This window comes from Nonomuraea sp. NPDC049684 (assembly GCF_044465345.1).
GTDB lineage: Bacteria > Actinomycetota > Actinomycetes > Streptosporangiales > Streptosporangiaceae > Nonomuraea.
The window spans coordinates 126,769-143,868 of the sequence record NZ_JBITLO010000004.1; the positions used below are offsets into that span (position 1 = coordinate 126,769).

Below are 17,100 nucleotides of genomic sequence, written 5' to 3' on the forward strand. Positions count from 1 at the left end.
GACATGGCCCGCTTACGTCGACTTCTCGCCGTCTCCATGCTCGGTATCATCGGATGTCTTCCCGCTCCTGCTCAGGCCGCCACGGACGGCCCCTACGAGCCGACCGTCGAATCCCTGAACAGTCACCCGACCCCTAAGTGGTTCAACAACGACAAGTTCGGCATCTTCCTCCATTGGGGGGCGTACTCCGTCCCGGCCTGGGGCCCGCGCGGCAGTTACGCCGAGTGGTACTGGTACTACATGAACTCCCCCGGCAACGCGACCAACAGCTACCACCGGGACACCTACGGGCCTGACTTCGCCTACGACCGCTTCGCCGAGCAGTGGAAGGCCGAGAAGTTCGACGCCGCCGACTGGGTCAAGCTCTTCAACGACGCCGGGGCCAAGTACTTCGTCCTCACCTCCAAGCACCACGAGGGCGTCGCCCTGTGGGACAGCAAGGTCAGCGAGCGCGACACCATGGCGCTGGGCCCGAAGCGGGACCTGGCCAAGGAGCTGTTCACCGCGGCCCGCGCCGACGGGAAGCTGCGCGCGGGCTTCTACTACTCGCTCATGGAGTGGTACAACCCGCTGTTCACCGGCCACCCGGCGACCAACCCGTACACCGGGCAGCCGGTGCCCTACACCGGGGCCCCGCAGAGCGGCGACTACGTCAAGGACTACATGCTCCCGCAGATGCGGGAGCTGATCGACGGCTACGACCCCGACATCCTGTGGTGCGACGGCCAGTGGGACCGATCGGCCGCCCAGTGGCAGACGGCGGGGGTGATCGCCGACTACTACAACAAGGCGGCGAAGAAGGGCAAGGAGGTCGCGGTCGCCAACCGGTGCAAGATCGAGAGCGGCGCGCTGGACAGCCACGAGCTGGACTTCCAGACGCCCGAGTACTCCGTCAAGCCGGACATCGACCCCGTCAAGTGGGAGTCCAGCCGCGGCATCGCGCACTCCTACGGCTACAACCAGAACGAGCCCATCGAGGACTACCTGACCTCCGACCAGCTCGTGGACTCCTTCGTGGACATCGTCAGCAAGAACGGCAACCTGCTGCTCGACGTGGGCCCGAAGGCCGATGGCACCATCCCCGACGTGCAGCGGGAACGCCTGCTGGACATGGGCTCCTGGCTGAAGGTCAACGGCGAGGCCATGTACGGCACCACGTACTGGACGCGCGCCGAGGAGAAGGGCGGCCCGGACGACGTCCGGTACACCGTCAAGGACGGCGTCCTCTACGCGACCGCGCTGAAGTGGCCGGGCGAGCGGCTGACGCTGGGCGCGGACGTCCCGGCGGGCCCCGGGACCCGGATCACGCTGCTCGGCTCCGACGCCGGCCCGCTGCCGTGGCAGCGCGACGAGCAGGGCCGGGTGGTCGTCACCACGCCCGCCGAGACCGGGCGGTACGCCTGGTCGTTCAAGATCGAGACGCCCGGCGTGACGGCCCTGCCGCGCTTCGGCACCGACCTGCCCGAGCACGTGCAGGCCGGTGAGAGCGTCACCGGCAAGGTGACCGTCACCAACCCCGGCTCCACGCCGCTGCGGGCGGCCTCGCTGACCCTCGCCGCGCCCGACGGCTGGACGGTCACCCCGGCGAGCACCCGGATCGGCCACCTGGCCGCCGGGGCGAGCACCGAGGTGCCCGTCACCGTGACCGTGCCGCCCGGGGCCGAGCCCGCCGCGCTCGGGATCCAGGCGACGCTCAAGTCAGGACGGCTGCGCGCGGCGTACCGGATCCCCGTCTCGGTGGTGCTGCCGAACCTGGCCGAGGGCAAGCCGGCCACCCAGCAGAGCACCGGCTACGACGCCCCGGCCACGCGGGCCGTGGACGGCAACACCGACGGCGGCTTCTGGAACGGCTCGGTCACCCACACCCAGGAACCGGCCAGAGAAGCCTGGTGGCAGGTCGATCTGGGCGCCTCGGCCGCCCTGGACAGCGTGGAGATCTGGAACCGCACCGACTGCTGCGCCGACCGGTTGCGGGACTACTGGGTGATGTCCTCCGAGCAGCCGATCACCGCCGACGGCCTGGAGGCGGCCCGCACGACGCCGGGCGTGACCGCCGTGCACGTGCAGGAACAGGCCGGCCGGCCCAGCACGGTCAAGCTGCCCGCCGGCAGCACCGGCCGGCACGTGCGCATCCAGCTCTCCTCCGGCACCGACCCGCTCGCCCTGGCGGAGGTGCGGGTGAGGGGCCGCTAGAACGGGCGGCGGAACCACGAGGCGCCGCTCCCGGTCAGGGGCGGCAGGTCTGGTCGGCGGCGGGGAGTGCGCCGGTGGCCAGGTAGGCGTTGACCTTGGCGTCCACGCAGGCGTTGCCGTACTCGCCGTAGATCCCGTGGGCGATGACGCCGCGCAGGGTGAGCAGGCGGGAGCCGGTCAGCGCCCGGTGCATGGCCTTGCTGCCCTCGTAGGTGGTGGCGGTGTCGCCGGTGGCGGACACGATCAGCGCGGGGGTGGGGTTGGCGACGTGCGTGAGCGGCTCGCGCGGCTCGTCCGGCCAGAAGGCGCAGGGCCAGATGTTGTTCTTGACCGGGCCGAAGAGCGGGTGGCGCGCCCGGCTGCGCTGGACGTCGTCCCAGTAGACGTCGGGGTCGCCCGGCGCGGCCCGGTCGCCGCAGGTGATCGCGGCGGCCGGGCCGGCCAGCGGCGAACCGGCGCTGGTCAGGACGAAGGCCAGGAATCCGGCGAGCTCCGGGCCGGGTTCGGCCGGGCGGCCGTGCGCGGCCTCGTTCAGCGTCCGGACGGTGGCGGCGAACTCGGCGCGCGCCTCGGGACGGTCGTTCGCGGAGCCGACGGAGAGCAGGTACGGGACCGCCTGGTCGTCCACCTCGTACCGGCCGACGCGCAGCGGGCGCTTCTCCGCGGCGGCGACGATCGCGTCCACCGTGGCGAGCACGCGGGCGGGGGTCGCGCCGAGCCCGTGGACGCCGTGGCGTCCGGCGGCCCAGGACGCCCAGGCGCGCAGCGCGCGGTCCGCCTCGTCCTCGGTGCCCCGCATCGCCCTGGGGCCCCACTTGTCCGGGTCGCCCGCGCTGTCCAGGACCACCCGGTCGGTGCGGCCGGGGAACATCTGCGTGTAGACCGCGCCCAGGTAGCTGCCGTAGGAGTAGCCGAGGAAGGAGATCCGGCGCTCCCCCAGGGCGCGGCGCACCAGGTCGATGTCGCGGGCCGTGTCGCGGGTGTTGACGTACGGGAGCACGTCGGCGTGCCGCCGGGCGCAGCGCTCGGCCAGGTCGCGCTGCACCGCCACCTGGTGGTCGAACCGGGCGCGGGTCGAGCCGGCCGAGCGCAGCCACAGGCCGATGGGCCAGCCGCAGTCGAGCGGCGTGCTGCGCCCGACGAAACGCGGGTCCAGGCCGATGATGTCGTACCGGGCGGCGACGTCCTTCATGGCCGCGCGCGTCCGCAGGGGCATGCCGAGCGTGCTCTCGCCGGGGCCGCCGCTGTTGAGGACCAGTGTGCCGATGCGGTGGGCGCGGTCGGTCGCGGGGATGCGGGACAGCGCGAGCTTGATGGCGCGGCCGTCCGGCCTGGAGTGGTCGAGCGGGACGGCGAGCTCCGCGCAGCGCGCGCCCGCCTGGTCGAGCTGCCTGCCGACGGCGTCGTCCGGGCCCTGCGAGCAGCGGTTCCAGTCGAGCGCCGGGGGTTTCCGGCCGGTCGCCGCGGGCGCGCCGGTGACGGCCCCGGCCGGGGGCGCGACGGCGACGGACAGGGCGATCAGGGCCAGGACGGGGGCCAGGACGGGGACCAGGCGACCGGGCGGCCGCACACGTGTCGGTTTCATGGCCGGGGACGCTATTGCGGCCGGACGCCCGGCACGATACAGCCCGCCGCACGCCCTTGGTACAGCCCGCTGTAGTGTCCGGCCCCGGACGGCGACGGGATACTGGTGCCCCGGTACGCAGGTCAGGAGGAGGTGCGCATGCGTGACCGCGCCTTCCCCGGCTCGATCTCCCGGCTGTTCTCCGGTCCGAGGTCCCGGCTGTCGTCCGGCTCGGTCTCCCGGCTGTCGTCCGGCTCGGCCTACCTGCTGGGCACGCTGGCCACCGCCGTGGCCACGGCGCTCGTGCTCCCGGTGCTGCTCGCGCCGGCGGCGGGGCGGGGCTGGGCGGCCTGGCACCGCCGGCGGGCCGGCCGGCTGCTCGGCGTCCCGTCCGACGGGATGCCGGGCGGGGTACCGGGCGGCGGGGTGCCGGGCGGGCGGCGGGATCTCGCCTGGGCGCTCGCGCACGTCGTCACCGGGTTCCCGTTCGGGCTGGCCGCCCTGCTGTGCCTGGGCAACATCGTGGTCGCCGCGGTGGCGATGGTCTCGTGGCGGGCGTTCCCGGCGGACGCGCGTCCCACGCTGTTCTCGTTCTTCGACGTCGCCGTCGACGATTGGGCGACCGCGCTGGGCGGGGGGTCGGCCCAGATCGTCGTCCTCGGCGCGGCGGCCTGGTGGGGGCTGCCCGCGCTGGCCCGGCTGCACGCCCGGCTGTCCCTGGCGCTGCTCGCGCCGTCGGCCCGCGAGCGGCTCACCGCGCGGGTCGACGTGCTGACCAGGAGCCGGGTCGGCGTGGTCGACGCCCATGGCGCTGAGCTCCAGCGCATCGAACGCGACCTGCACGACGGGACGCAGGCCCGCCTGGTGACCATCGCCATGCACCTGGGCCTGGCCCGCGAGTCGCTCGCCGACGACCCGGACACGGTCGCCCTGCTGCTCCAGGAGGCGCACGAGACGGCGGAGGAGGCGATGGCCGAGCTGCGCGCGGTGCTCCAGACGATCTACCCGCCGATCCTCGCCGACCGCGGGCTCGACGGCGCGCTGACGGCGCTGGCCGCCCGGTCGAGCGTGCCGGTCCACATCGAGCTCGCCGGCCTGGGCGCGCTGCCGCCGTCCGTGGAGACGGTGGCCTACTACGTGATCGCCGAGGCGCTGACGAACGTGACCAAGCACGCCGCCGCCACGCGGGCGTCCCTGCGGATCGAGCGCGCCGGCGACGTGCTGTCCATCGAGGTCACCGACGACGGCCGGGGCGGCGCCGACGAGGCGCGCGGCACCGGGATCCCCGGCATCCGCCGGCGGGTCGCCGCCCTCGACGGCACGCTCCGCCTCGACAGCCCGCCGGGCGGCCCCACCACGCTCGCCGTCCGGATGCCGTGCGCATCGTGATCGTCGAAGGAGGTCCCTTGCGGGTCGTGATCGCCGAGGACAACGTCCTGCTGGCCGGCGGGCTGAAGCTGCTGCTGGCGGCCAGGGGCTGCGAGGTCGCCGCGGTCGTCGGCGACGGCGAGGCGTTCCTGCGCGCCGTCGCCGAGCACCGTCCCGACATCGCCATCGTCGACGTGCGGCTGCCGCCGTCGTTCCGCGACGAGGGCATCCACGCCGCGCTGCGGGCCCGCCGCGAGCACGGCGCGCTGCCGATCCTGGTGCTCTCGCAGTACGTCGAGCGCGAGTACGCCGGCGAGCTGCTCGCCGACGGCCGCGGCGGCATCGGCTACCTGCTCAAGGACCGCATCGGCCGGGTGGCCGAGTTCGTCGACGCCCTGCGGCGGGTCGCGGCCGGCGGCACCGCCATGGATCCGGAAGTGGTCACCCAGCTCTTCGCCCGCCGCGCCGACGACCCCCTCGCCGCCCTCACCGCCCGCGAGCGGGAGTCCCTGGCCCTCATGGCTCAGGGGCACGACAACGCCACCATCGCCGAGCGCATGCGCATCTCCGACAATGCCGTCCACAAGCACATCGGCAACGTCTTCGCCAAGCTCGGCCTGGCGCCGGACGACTCCGGCCACCGCCGCGTCCGCGCCGTGCTCGCCTACCTGGACGGCACGCCGCGCCCGCCCGAGCAGGCCCCCGTCCGCGGGCAGCCGCGCTGACCCGGCCTTCCCCGGCGGGCCGCGGACGTCAGAGCAGCGCGGCGAGCTCGGCCGGCCGCGAGAACATCGGCCAGTGGCCGGTCGGCAGCTCGGCGAACGTCCACTCAGGCGTGCCGAGCGCGGCGAACGCCGGGTTCCCCGAGTCGATCAGCTCGCGGATCACCGCCACCGGCATGGTCGAGGCGACCATGGTCTTCGGCGTCGCCGGGATGCGCTCCGGCCGCCGCGCCGGCTGCACGACCGCGCCCCACGGCTGGGGCGTCGCCTTGGCGCGGATCTGCTCCCAGCGCTCCTCGGTCAGGCCCGCGAACTTGCCTTTTCCCTCCTCGTAGGCGGGGACGTCGAGCGCGTGACCGTCCCCGACCTGGGCGCGCCAGGCCTTCTGGGTGTCCTCGTCGTTGAAGTCGATCACCGCCGCCCCGGACGGCAGCGGCCCGGCGTCCACGTAGACGACCCGGCTGAGCCGCTCGGGATGCCGGTCGGCGACCGCGGTCACCGGGACGTTCGCCCCGCTGTGCCCGACCAGGACGACGTCGTCCCATCCGTCCATCGCCGCCAGGATGTCGGCGACGTGCGTCTCCACGCCGACCTCCGGTGACAGCTCGCCGGCCCGCTCCGCCACCCCCGTCAGGGTGACCGCCCGTACCTGGTGCCCGGCGGCGCGCAGTTCGTCGGCCACCTCGTCCCAGGCCCAGGCGCCCAGCCAGAATCCGGGTACCAGCACGTAGTTCGCCATCTCGTCGTCCTTCCAAGTGAGCCGATGTCGCTACGCTAAAGCCGCAAGCGGACAGAACCCGCCCGGATTAAGAGGGTGACCTGTGTCATATCCGGCGACCCGGATGCTGGCGATGCTCGAACTGCTCCAGGCCCACCACGTGCTGGGCGGCCGCGACCTCGCCCAGCGGCTCGGCGTGGACGAACGGACCGTCCGCCGTTACGCCGCCCGGCTCGCCGACCTGGGCATCCCCGTCGCCGCCGAGCGCGGCCGGTACGGCGGCTACCGGCTGATGCCCGGCTACAAGCTGCCGCCGCTGATGCTCACCGACGACGAGGCCACCGCCGTGGTCCTCGGCCTGCTCGCCGGCCGCCGCCTGGGCCTGGCCGCCGAGGCCACCGAGGCCGCCCTGGCCAAGATCCGGCGGGTGCTGCCGGACACGCTGCGGCAGCAGGCCGGCGCGCTGGAGGAGACCCTCGACTTCACCCTCGCCGCACGCGCGGCGCGGACGCCCGCGAGCCGGGCCGTGCTGACCCTGGCCGCCGCGATCCGCGACCGCCGCCGGGTCACGCTGGGCTACCGCTCCTGGAAGGGCTCCACCACCGAACGCGAACTGGACGGCCACGGCCTGGTCTTCCACTCCGGCCGCTGGTACGTGACCGGACTCGACCACCTGTCCGGCGAGCTGCGCACCTTCCGCCTCGACCGGATCTCCTCCGTCGTCCCCGGGACGGCCTCCTACGAGATCCCCGCGGAGTCCGACCCGGTACGGCAGGTCACCGCGTCGCTGGCCCGGGTGCCGTACGCGCACCTCGTCGAGGTCGTCCTGGACGTGCCCCTCGCCGAGGCGGCCCGTCGCGTCCCGCCGTCGGTGGCCGAACTCACCGAGACCCCGGACGGAGTGCTGCTGCGGATGCGCGCCGAGTCCCTGGACGGCATGGCCACCATGCTGGCCGGGCTCGGCTTCCCGTTCACGATCCGGTCGCCGCCGGAGCTGCGCACGGCCGTCCGCCGGCTGGCCCAGGGTCTGCTGGACCGGACTCCAGAGTGAGCCCGGCCGCCAGCGGACCGAGTGGTACAGGTCGAAGGCGTGGTTGCCGCCGCGCAGCTCGGCGTACACGACGGGGATCGAGACGGTCGGCGCCGGGCTCGGCGTGGGGTTCGGGCCCGCGCGGGTGCTCCGCTCGCCGCCGGCGTCGCGGCCGGCCCTCTCCGCCGTACGGCCGGCCGCCTCGCTCACGGCCGGCCAGGCCCGGCGGTCCTGGCCGCGGGCCGGGCCGGGCGGGTGCAGACGAGTCCGTCCGGGTCCGTCCGACCTGCTGTTGGACACCCCGGCCCGGCCGCTTGCGTGGGGTGCGAGGCGGCCGACCGGGCCGCCCGCAGCGAAGGAGAGACCCGTGAACGCATCCAGCGCGCCGCGCCCCCGGACCGGGAAGGTCACGGCGGCCCTCGCCGCCACCGCACTCGCCGCCGGGCTCGGCCTGGCCGCTCTCGCCACCACCGCGTCACCCGCCCAGGCGGCCGGCCCCGCAGCAGGCTCCGCAGCAGGCCCCGCGACCGGCCAGCCGGGCCTGGACCGGCTGCACGCGTACTGCCAGAGCCTGGGCCACCTCAATTCGGTGGCCCAGAATCCGAAATCGGTCTGGAGCTGGCGCTGCGTCGGCGTGGACGGCACCATGCACGGCATCAACATGCACGACGCGTGCCGCTGGCAACACGGCGCGGGCCTGTCCCACGCCGCCTTCCACGACGAGCACAACGCCTTCTCCTGGTACTGCTACTGATCGCGCCACCACACCGGCCCGCCCCGCCGTCGTCGGTGGTCAGCCGATGGGGGCGGGGAGGACGCCGGTGCGGTGGAGGTGGCGGCGGGCCGCCGTGATGGCCTCCGGGGTCGAGGCGAACACCTGGCCGGCCTCGTCCAGGCGGGCGATGGCGCCCAGGGCGCGCAGCGGGCGGTGGTGGCCGTCCCGGATGCCGGAGACGTACACGGTGATGCCGCGTCGTTCCAGGCGGGTGATGGCGTCGCCGAGGACCAGGGCGCCGCTGGCGTCGATCGTGGTGATGCGGGACATGCGCAGGATCACCACCGAGACGTCGGCGACCTCCGACAGCTCCAGCAGGAAGCGGTGCGCCGCGGCGAAGAACAGCGGCCCGTCCAGCCGGTAGGCGACGATGTGCTCGGCCAGCAGCTCGTGCTCCTCGGCGTCGTGGTCGCCGGGCAGGTCGGCCTGAAGGGGCACGGTGTCCAGGCGCACGTTCCTGGCGATGGCGCGCAGCGCGAGCGCCCCGGCCACGATCAGGCCGAGGATGACGGCGGTGACCAGGTCGAGAACGAGAGTCGCGACCGCGGTCGAGGCCAGGACGACGGCGTCGGCCCGGGTGGAGCGCACCATCGACGTCACCGAGCCGACCTCGACCATCCGCGCCGCGGTGGCCAGCAGCACCCCGGCCAGGGCCGCCAGCGGGATGCGGGCGACCAGGCCGGCGGCGGTGAACACGATGACGCCGAGGATCGCGGCGTGCGCGAGCGCGGCCAGCCGGGAGGACGCGCCCGCGCGCACGTTGACGGCGGTGCGGGCGATCGCGCCGGTGGCCGGGACGCCGCCGAACAGCGGGGCCACCAGGTTGGCGATGCCCTGGCCGAACAGCTCGCGGTCGGGGTCGTGCCGGTGGTTGACGCTCATGCCGTCGGCGACGGCGGCCGACAGCAACGATTCCAGCGCGGCCAGCGCGGCCACGGCGAACGCGGGGGCGACGAGGGAGCTCAGCGCGGCGACGTCCAGGAACTCCAGGGACGGGGCGGGCAGCCCCGCGGGCAGGGCGCCGATGCGCGTCACCGGCAGCCCCGCCAGCTCCGCGACGAGGGTGGCGGCTACGACGGCGAGCAGCGAGAACGGCACTGCGGGCCGCAGGCGTCCGCCGACCAGGATCAGCGCCGCGACCGCCGCGGCCATGGCGAGGGCGGCCCAGTTCGGACGGGCGGCGAAGTCGCGTACCGCCTGCCAGGCCACGGCCAGCACCTTGTCACCCGCAGGAGTGGGCACGCCGAGCGCGGCGGGCACCTGCTGCATGCCGATCACGCAGGCGATGCCCAGGGTGAACCCCTCCACCACCGGCGCGGGCACCAGCATCATGAACCGGCCCGCCCGGGCCAGGGCCAGGCCGAGCAGCAGCAGCCCGGCCAGCAGCCCCACCGTCAGCACGCCGGTGGCGCCGTGCGCGTGCATGATCGGGACGAGCACCACCGTCATCGCCCCGGTCGGCCCGGACACCTGCAGGGCCGAGCCGCCGAAGACGGCGGCCAGCGCGCCGGCCACCACCGCGGTGGCCAGCCCCGCCTGCGCGCCCAGCCCGCTGGAGATGCCGAAGCCGAGCGCCAGCGGCAGCGCCACGATGGCCACCGTCAGCCCGGCCAGCAGGTCGCGGCGCGGATGACGGCCGAACGCGGCCAGATCGGCCCGGCCGGGCAGGACGGGGCGCAGACGGGCCCAGCCCGCCCGGAGCACTGAGGTCACCGTTCGCCGGCCTCCGACTCAAGCAGCTCGTTCAGCAGCGCGTGCCGGCCGGAGAGCTTGGCCTGCAGCAGGTGGCGGGCGGCGCGCAGCAGCTCCGCCACGTCGCCGCCGGACAGCGCGTACACGACGGTCGATCCGTCGCGGCGGGCGGTGACCAGCTCCGAGCGGCGCAGCACGGCCAGGTGTTGCGACAGGCCGGTCGGCTCCACCTGGATCTCGGCCAGCAGGTCGCGCACCGGCATCGGGCCGTCCTGGAGCAGCTCCAGCACGCGGATCCGCACCGGATGTCCGAGCAGCCGGAACAGCTCGGCCTTGGCCTCGTACAGGGGGACGGACATCAGCGCGCCCCCTCTCCCCCGCGGGCCGGGCCGGGGGCTGCGCCGGGGCTTTCGTCCGTGTCCACGCCGTGTGCGCGGGCCATCCGCAGCACCTCGTCCAGCCCGCCGGCGGCGGCCAGCGCGGCGTCGGCGTCGCCGTCCTGCTCGGCGGCGCGCAGCGCGCCGGCCGCCTCATCCACCCGGCGCCGGATCGCCGCAGCGAACGCCTCGCTCACACTGTCTCCCGTCTGCACGTCTGTCCTGACGGGATAAGTGTCATACGAATTGCGAAAATTCGCAACTGCGATATGCCTGAGACCAGGCTCGTCTCTTTGTCATCCGGCTGTCGAGGCTGGCCCGTCCGGCGGCGGCCCGACCCGCGCCTACGGAATCGCCGAGCGCGAGCGAGGAGGCGCGGGCCGCGGTGGCTGACGGCGCCGACGCCCCTGAGGTCCCCCGACCGGCCATGTGCCCACCCGCTCGGGCCGGTGCCCGAGCCGGTGTCCGGGCCGGTGCTCGGGCCAGTGGCGGGGCGGCCGCTCAGCCAGCGGTCGGGGCAGTGGCCGGGCGGCTGCTCAGGCGAGCGCGTCTGCGGGGCGTTTGCGGCGGGATCTGATCTCGTAGGCGAGCAGTGTGCCGCCGACGGCCACGGCGACCGCCCCCACCACCGGCAGCGCCTCGGCGGACGAGGCCACGGCGGCGAACGCCAGCACCAGCAGCGCCACCACCACCCGGCTCAGCCACGGGAACCCCCACATGCGCAGCCGCAGCAGCTCGGGCGACTCGGCCTCCATGCGCCGGCGCAGCCGGAGCTGGCTGAGCGCCACGAAGACGTAGAGCAGCAGCACCAGCAGCCCGGCGGTGTTGATCAGCAGGTCGAAGGCGTCGTCGCCGACCGCGAACGCGCCGGCCATCAGGGCCAGCGCGAGCGCGCCGCCGCCGAGCAGCGCGGGCGCGGGCACCCCGGACGCCCGTACCCGCGCAGCCGCGGCCGGGGCGTCGCCGCGGGCGGCCATCGCGCACAGGACGCGCGAGGCGGCGTACAGGGCGGCGTTCATCACCGACACGACCGCGACCAGGATCACCCAGGTCATCAGGGTCGCCGCGCCGGGTATGCCGAGCTCGGCGATGGCGGCGGCGAACGGGCTGTCCGCGCCGTTGGACGGGACGCGGTCCCACGGCACGACCGCCAGGATGACCAGCACCGAGCCGACGTAGAAGATCAGCACCCGCCACACCACCCGCAGGGTGGCCCGCGCGACCTCCTTGGCCGGTTCGGCCGACTCGGCGGCGGCGATGGTGACGATCTCCGCCCCGAAGTAGGAGAACAGCACGGTGACGAGCGCGGTGAGGACCGCTCCCCAGCCCTTGGGGGCGAACCCGCCGTGCCCGGTCAGCGCGGTGAGACCGGCGCCGCCGCCGGACGGCCACAGCCCCAGGACGTACAGCGCCCCGGCGGCGAGGAACGCCACGATCACCACGACCTTGACCGAGGCCAGCCAGAACTCGGTCTCGCCGAACAGCCGTACCGAGACCAGGTTGGCAGCGGTGAGCGCCACCAGCAGCGCGACGGCCGTCGGCAGCACGGGGACGGCGCCGGACAGCGAGTGCAGCAGCTTGGCCCCCGCCACGCCCTCGAACGCGACCGCGACGACCGCGAACAGCCAGTAGCACCAGCCCACCAGGAACCCGGCCCGCGGCCCGAGGGCGGTACGGGCGTAGTCGGCGAACGAGCCCGCCGAGGGCCGGGCGGCGGCCATCTCGCCGAGCATCCGCATCACCAGGACGACGATCAGGCCGCCCAAGGCGTAGGCGACCAGCGCCGCCGGGCCGGTGTCGGCGATCACCTTGCCGCTGCTGACGAACAGGCCGGCGCTGATGACGCCGCCGAGCCCGATCATGGTCATGTGACGTCGTTTGAGTCCGCGGTGGAGCGATCCCCCGCTGTCGTGCCCGGTCATGGCGTTCGGCTCCCTGCTGTTCTCGGATAGGGGAGGTCGGACCCCGGCCCATGGCCGGGCCGGGGTCTGGTTGATCGCGGGGGCGGTACGGGTGGCGGCGGTCAGTGGCCGCTGTCAGTGGCCGCCGTCAGTGGCCGCGGTAGACGGCGGGCCGCCGTTCGACGAAGGAGCGGACGCCTTCGCGCACGTCCTGGCCGCGCAGGCAGGCCAGCAGCCCTTCGGTCTCCAGGTCGAGCACCTCTTCCAGGTCCAGCTCCCAGACCTGCCGCATGGCCTGCTTGATCAGGCGTACCGGGGTGGGCGCCGCGGCGGCGATGCGTTCGGCCAGCTCCAGCGCCGTGTCGAGCAGGTCGGCGTCGGGGACCAGCCTGCTGACCAGCCCGGCGCGGTACGCCTCGGCGGCGCCGACGGTCTCGCCCGTCAGCAGGAGGTCCACCGCGCGGCCGTGGCCGATCAGGCGGGGCAGCGAGTAGAGCACGCCGTTGCTCGGGAACAGGCCGCGGTGCACCTCCTTGAAGGCGAACGAGGCGGCGTGCCCGGCCAGCCGCAGGTCGCTGGCGATGGCCAGCTCCACGCCGACGCCGACCGCGATCCCGTTGACCGCCGAGATGATCACCTTGGGGTGGGTGGTGAAGCGGCGGGTGAGGTCCTGGAGCGCGGCGGTCCGTTCGACCAGGTCGGCGTCCGACCCGGCGGCGAGCTGCGCGCCGGCCTCCTTCAGGTCGGTCCCGGCCGAGAAGGCGCGGCCGGTGCCGGTGAGCACCAGCGCGCCCACCGCGTCGTCGCGGGCGGCCTCGTCCAGGACGGCGACCAGCTCGCCGTAGGTGCGCTGCCGGAAGGCGTTCAGCACCTCGGGCCGGTCGAAGGCGACCACCAGGGCCGAGCCGGTGCGGCGCACCCGCAGATCGGTGCTCATCGGTTGCCCTCCCGGGCGTCGTAGGCGCCGTCCCGTCCGGGCGGCAGCAGGTGCTTGGCGACGCGTTCGGACGGCGTCATCGGGAACGTCTCGACGAACTCCACGAACCGCGGCGTCTTGAAGTCGGCCAGCCGCTCCCTGACGTAGGCGACCAGCTCGTGCGGCTCGACGGGCTCGGCGAGCTGCACGAACGCCTTGACCTCCTCGCCCAAGAGCTCGTCGGGCACCGGGATCACGGCGGCGGCGCGCACGGCCGGGTGGCCGGTCAGCACCGCCTCCACCTCGGCGGCGGCGATGTTCTCGCTGCCGCGCCGGATCATCTCCTTGAGCCGCCCGACCAGGTGGTAGTGGCCGCGATCGTCCCGGTGGCCGAGGTCGCCCATGGGGTACCAGCCGTCGCGCAGCAGCGGCTCGTCCCGGTTCCAGTAGCCGGTCAGCATCGGCCGGCCGCGGACCATGATCTCGCCGACCTCGCCGTCCGCGGCGTCGGATCCGTCCTCCCGGACGATCTTGACCTCCTTGCCGGGGACCGGCCGTCCCATGGCGCCGGTGCCGACGCACGCGGTGTCCTCCGGCCGGACGGCCAGCACGACCCCGGCCTCGGTGCTGCCGTACGCCTCCCGCCAGGGCGCGCCCCAGCGCTCCTCGATCGCGGCGTGCCGGGCGGGCGCGATGCCCGAGCACAGGACGAGCCGGACGCGGTGGGCCCGGTCCAGTTCGGGGTCGGGCGGCTGCTTGAGCAGCAGCAGCGGCATCGTGCCGAGGACGTAGAAGAAGGTGGCGCCGTGCTCGCGCACCGCCGGCCAGAAGCCGGAGGCGGAGAAGCGCGGCAGGATCACCAGCGGGATGCCGGTCAGCAGGCACAGCACCGTGTTCCACTGCGGGTCCATGTAGTAGAACGGCTGGGCGGTGAGGTCCACGTCGTCCGGGGTGACGGCGGCGACGTCGGCCGCCAGCTCGGCCAGGTGGAGCCAGTAGCGGTGGGTGAGCATGCAGCCCTTGGGGAACCCGGTGGTGCCCGAGGTGTACTGGAGGTTGAGCAGGTCGTCCCAGCCGACGTCGGGCAGGCCGGACGCACCGGCCGCGGCGGCAGTCTCGGCCCCCGCGTCGAAGGCGCCCGCGGGGACGGGTCCGGGCGCGGGCCCGGCGTCGGCGGGGTCGAGCAGCCCGACCTCGCCCAGGCCCAGCGCCAGCAGCGCCCCGGCCGCGGCGGCCGAGCCGGCCAGGGCCAGCACCGGCGCGGAGTCCTTGACGACGTGGGCCAGGTCGGCGCTGCGATACCCGGGGTTCAGCGGGACGATCACCGCGCCCAGCTTGGCGATCGCCAGCCACGCGACCGGGAAGCCGACGCCGTTGCCCAGCATCACCGCGACCCGGTCGCCGCGGCGGACGCCGTGCGCGGCCAGCACCCCCGCCAGCCGGTCGGTCCGCCGCTCCACCTGGGCGACGGTGGTCTCGACGCCCTCGAAGCGGAACAGCACCCGGTCGCCGTGGGCGGCGGCCCGATCCCTGAGCAGGCCGCCGAGCCCGCCCGCGATCCGCCCGGCCGCTCCCCCGCCGGACGGCGGCGCCGCCGTCACGCCCGCCGCCGGGTGGCCATGTCGAACATCATGACCAGCTCGGCGGCGCAGTCGGCCAGGTCGACGGCCTCCTCGTCGAAGACCCACTGGAGCATGACGCCGTCGATCGCCCCCTGGACGGTGGCGGCCAGCGTGCGCGGCGAGAAGTCGCGGAAGTCGCCGCTGTCCTGGCCGCGCCGCAGGATGCCCTCCAGGTGGTGGCGGCACGGGTCGTACATGTCGGCGTTGAACCGGCGCTTGGCCTCGGGCGATCCGAAGCTGCCCCAGATGTCCACCAGCGCGACGAAGTTGGCGCGGTTGGCCGCCATGAACTCGAAGCTCGCCTCGATGAAGGCGCGCAGCCGGTGCGGGGCGTCCGGCGCCCGGTCCACCCGGGCCTTGATGAACCGGTTGGTCTCGGTGAACAGGGCGTTGACGACCTGCTGGATCAGTTCGTCCCGGCCGGCGAAGTGGTAGGAGATCACGCCCCTGCTGACGCCGACGTCCTGGGCGATCCGGGCCAGCGACGCCTGGGGCAGCCCGGCGGTGGCGATGGTGGAGATGGCGCCCTCCACGATCTGCCGCCGCCGGGCCTCCTCGATGAACGAGGCCTTCTTCTGGCCGTCCTGATCGATTTTTGACCGCATGGCCAGGATTCAAGCCCGGCGGACGGCGTGCGGCAAGCCCCGCTCACCGACTGTGCGGTTTCCCCCACCCCTCGCCGGGCCGTTCTCCGGGCCGTTCGCCGGGTCGTTCTCCGGGCCGGCCGGTCGCCGCCAGGTAGTGCAGCACCGCCAGCACCCGGCGGTTGCCGGCCGCCGACGCGGGCAGGCCGAGCTTGGCGAACACCGCGGTGACGTGCTTCTCCACCGCGCTCAGTGACACGTACAGCCGCTCGGCGATGCCGGTGTTGGACCAGCCCTCGGCCATCAGGGCGAGCACCTCGCGCTCCCGGGGCAGCAGGGACTCGTCCCAGCCGGGGTCGGGCATGGCGGCACCTCCTCGGTGCGGGAAACCGCACGATCCGGGCGAACCTCTTGTCTCACTCATACCATCTGGATTAAATCCTGGCCATGCGGTCAAAAAATCATCATCACGTTCGGAAAACCTGCGTGCTCGGCGTCGTCCTGGCCGGTGTAGTGCTCGGCGGCGGCCTCGCCGTCCCGGCCCACGCCCGGACGGCGCACGTTCCCGCCACCGCGGCCCGAAGCGCCACGGACGCCACGGACGAGCAGCTCCGCTGCCTGCTGGACGGCGTCGTCACGCCGCCCGTGCCTGGCGCGATCCTCACCGTGACCGGCCCCGGCCGCGCCTTCGACGGCGCTGCCGGCGTGTACGAGCTGGGCGGGCGCGCCCTGCGCAGCTCCGACGCCTTCCGCACGGCCAGCGTCACCAAGACGATGACCGCGGCCCTCGCGCTCCGCCTCACCGAACGCGGCGACCTGCGCCTGGACGCCCCCATCAGCGAATACCTGGACCGGAAGCTGGTCGCGCGCATCCCGTACGGGTCGCGGATCACCGTCCGGCAGCTCCTCGACCACACCGCCGGCCTGTACGACTACGTGGGGGACGAGAAGTGGTTCCAGTACGTGCTCGACCATCCGGACAAGACCTGGAAACCGATGGAACTGGTGGACTGGGCGCTCCGGTCGGGCAAGCCCTACTTCGCTCCCGGCAAGGGCTACCACTACTCCGACACGGGCTACGTCCTGGCCGGGATGGTCATCGAGAGGGCCGGCCGCGAGCCGCTGCACCGGCTGTACCGGTCGCTGCTGCTCCAGCCGCTGAAGATGGACCGCACGTACCTGGAGTGGTGGGAGCCGCACCGCGGCCCGCGCGCCCACAACTACCTCGGCGAGCGCGACACCTACGACTACAACCCGACCTTCGACACGTTCGGCGGCGGCGGCCTGGTCTCGACCGGGGCCGACCTCAACCGGTTCATGCGCGGCCTGTTCGAGGGCAGGCTCTTCAAGAGCCCGGCGACGCTGCGGACGATGCTGCGCAGCACCCCGCAGAGCGTCAAGGCCGGATCGCCGTACGGGCTGGGCATCGCCCGGCTGACCGCGACCGGCGAAGCCGTCTACGGGCACAGCGGCTTCTTCGGCGCGTTCCAGATCTACGTGCCGGACAAGCGGCTCGCGATGACCGGCACCCTCACCCAGTCGGAGACGGTGTCCAAGAAGCAGAACAGCGAGTTCATCGAGAACGCCCTGCGGGTGAGCCTCGGCCAGGCGCCCACCGGCCCCTGCGGGAGCCGGTAG

The 17,100-nt window shown here is 74.1% G+C and carries 15 protein-coding genes and 1 pseudogene; 6 read left to right on the top strand and 10 right to left on the bottom strand.

What is annotated here, in order from left to right:
* Positions 1-3: 3 nt before the first annotated feature.
* Positions 4-2,193: an alpha-L-fucosidase gene (locus tag ACIBST_RS14540; protein WP_397171852.1), complete on the top strand. Its 2,190-nt coding sequence runs from the start codon at positions 4-6 to the stop codon at positions 2,191-2,193.
* A 34-nt stretch (positions 2,194-2,227) separates the two neighbouring features.
* On the opposite strand, the gene ACIBST_RS14545 is transcribed toward ACIBST_RS14540, so the two are convergent.
* Positions 2,228-3,778, bottom strand: a complete 1,551-nt coding sequence (locus ACIBST_RS14545) for an alpha/beta hydrolase (protein ID WP_397171854.1) — start codon at positions 3,776-3,778, stop codon at positions 2,228-2,230.
* Positions 3,779-3,916: 138 nt separating this feature from the next.
* Here ACIBST_RS14545 and ACIBST_RS14550 point away from each other — a divergent pair, with 138 nt between their 5' ends.
* Together ACIBST_RS14550 and ACIBST_RS14555 are read left to right on the top strand one after the other, a co-directional pair.
* Positions 3,917-5,146: a histidine kinase gene (locus ACIBST_RS14550; RefSeq protein WP_397171856.1), complete on the top strand. Its 1,230-nt coding sequence runs from the start codon at positions 3,917-3,919 to the stop codon at positions 5,144-5,146.
* Between the two features lie 17 nt (positions 5,147-5,163).
* A complete protein-coding gene (locus ACIBST_RS14555) occupies positions 5,164-5,850 on the top strand; it encodes a response regulator (protein WP_397171858.1) in 687 nt (228 codons plus the stop codon).
* A gap of 28 nt (positions 5,851-5,878) precedes the next feature.
* On the opposite strand, the gene ACIBST_RS14560 is transcribed toward ACIBST_RS14555, so the two are convergent.
* Complete coding sequence (locus ACIBST_RS14560) at positions 5,879-6,586, bottom strand: alpha/beta fold hydrolase (protein WP_397171860.1); 708 nt, start codon at positions 6,584-6,586, stop codon at positions 5,879-5,881.
* A gap of 82 nt (positions 6,587-6,668) precedes the next feature.
* Here ACIBST_RS14560 and ACIBST_RS14565 point away from each other — a divergent pair, with 82 nt between their 5' ends.
* Complete coding sequence (locus ACIBST_RS14565; protein WP_397171862.1) at positions 6,669-7,616, top strand: helix-turn-helix transcriptional regulator; 948 nt, start codon at positions 6,669-6,671, stop codon at positions 7,614-7,616.
* Positions 7,617-7,962: 346 nt separating this feature from the next.
* Positions 7,963-8,349, top strand: a complete 387-nt coding sequence (locus ACIBST_RS14570; RefSeq protein WP_397171863.1) for a hypothetical protein — start codon at positions 7,963-7,965, stop codon at positions 8,347-8,349.
* Positions 8,350-8,388: 39 nt separating this feature from the next.
* Here ACIBST_RS14570 and ACIBST_RS14575 read toward each other — a convergent pair whose 3' ends face one another.
* The 8 genes and pseudogenes from ACIBST_RS14575 to ACIBST_RS14610 all read right to left on the bottom strand — a co-directional run.
* A complete protein-coding gene (locus ACIBST_RS14575; protein WP_397171865.1) occupies positions 8,389-10,083 on the bottom strand; it encodes a SulP family inorganic anion transporter in 1,695 nt (564 codons plus the stop codon).
* Positions 10,080-10,421 (bottom strand): ArsR/SmtB family transcription factor, encoded by a 342-nt coding sequence (locus tag ACIBST_RS14580; RefSeq protein ID WP_397171867.1) that lies wholly within the window; start codon positions 10,419-10,421, stop codon positions 10,080-10,082. Before ACIBST_RS14580 ends, ACIBST_RS14575 begins: the two co-directional genes overlap by 4 nt.
* Positions 10,421-10,636, bottom strand: a complete 216-nt coding sequence (locus ACIBST_RS14585) for a hypothetical protein (protein WP_397171868.1) — start codon at positions 10,634-10,636, stop codon at positions 10,421-10,423. The genes ACIBST_RS14580 and ACIBST_RS14585 overlap by 1 nt, the downstream gene beginning before the upstream one ends.
* A 339-nt stretch (positions 10,637-10,975) precedes the next feature.
* Positions 10,976-12,307 (bottom strand): amino acid permease, encoded by a 1,332-nt coding sequence (locus tag ACIBST_RS14590; protein WP_397171870.1) that lies wholly within the window; start codon positions 12,305-12,307, stop codon positions 10,976-10,978.
* Between the two features lie 181 nt (positions 12,308-12,488).
* The gene (locus tag ACIBST_RS14595; RefSeq protein ID WP_397171871.1) at positions 12,489-13,277 is read right to left on the bottom strand and encodes an enoyl-CoA hydratase/isomerase family protein; all 789 of its coding nucleotides are present in this window, start codon (positions 13,275-13,277) and stop codon (positions 12,489-12,491) included.
* The gene (locus ACIBST_RS14600) at positions 13,274-14,857 is read right to left on the bottom strand and encodes an AMP-binding protein (RefSeq protein WP_397171873.1); all 1,584 of its coding nucleotides are present in this window, start codon (positions 14,855-14,857) and stop codon (positions 13,274-13,276) included. Before ACIBST_RS14600 ends, ACIBST_RS14595 begins: the two co-directional genes overlap by 4 nt.
* Positions 14,854-15,483 (bottom strand): TetR/AcrR family transcriptional regulator, encoded by a 630-nt coding sequence (locus ACIBST_RS14605; RefSeq protein ID WP_364418813.1) that lies wholly within the window; start codon positions 15,481-15,483, stop codon positions 14,854-14,856. Before ACIBST_RS14605 ends, ACIBST_RS14600 begins: the two co-directional genes overlap by 4 nt.
* A 43-nt stretch (positions 15,484-15,526) precedes the next feature.
* Positions 15,527-15,799: pseudogene (locus tag ACIBST_RS14610) on the bottom strand (response regulator transcription factor); the annotation flags it as partial.
* A gap of 149 nt (positions 15,800-15,948) precedes the next feature.
* On the opposite strand from ACIBST_RS14610, the gene ACIBST_RS14615 reads away from it, so the two are divergent.
* Positions 15,949-17,100: a serine hydrolase domain-containing protein gene (locus ACIBST_RS14615; protein WP_397171875.1), complete on the top strand. Its 1,152-nt coding sequence runs from the start codon at positions 15,949-15,951 to the stop codon at positions 17,098-17,100.

What these genes read in the sequence shown, in the direction of transcription:
- ACIBST_RS14605 (WP_364418813.1), bottom strand. Translation starts at nt 15,483, where the DNA reads ATGCGGTCAAAAATCGATCAGGACGGCCAGAAGAAGGCCTCGTTCATC.
- ACIBST_RS14560 (WP_397171860.1), bottom strand. Translation starts at nt 6,586, where the DNA reads ATGGCGAACTACGTGCTGGTACCCGGATTCTGGCTGGGCGCCTGGGCC.
- ACIBST_RS14580 (WP_397171867.1), bottom strand. Translation starts at nt 10,421, where the DNA reads ATGTCCGTCCCCCTGTACGAGGCCAAGGCCGAGCTGTTCCGGCTGCTC.
- ACIBST_RS14550 (WP_397171856.1), top strand. Translation starts at nt 3,917, where the DNA reads ATGCGTGACCGCGCCTTCCCCGGCTCGATCTCCCGGCTGTTCTCCGGT.
- ACIBST_RS14590 (WP_397171870.1), bottom strand. Translation starts at nt 12,307, where the DNA reads ATGACCATGATCGGGCTCGGCGGCGTCATCAGCGCCGGCCTGTTCGTC.
- ACIBST_RS14545 (WP_397171854.1), bottom strand. Translation starts at nt 3,778, where the DNA reads ATGAAACCGACACGTGTGCGGCCGCCCGGTCGCCTGGTCCCCGTCCTG.
- ACIBST_RS14595 (WP_397171871.1), bottom strand. Translation starts at nt 13,277, where the DNA reads ATGAGCACCGATCTGCGGGTGCGCCGCACCGGCTCGGCCCTGGTGGTC.
- ACIBST_RS14540 (WP_397171852.1), top strand. Translation starts at nt 4, where the DNA reads ATGGCCCGCTTACGTCGACTTCTCGCCGTCTCCATGCTCGGTATCATC.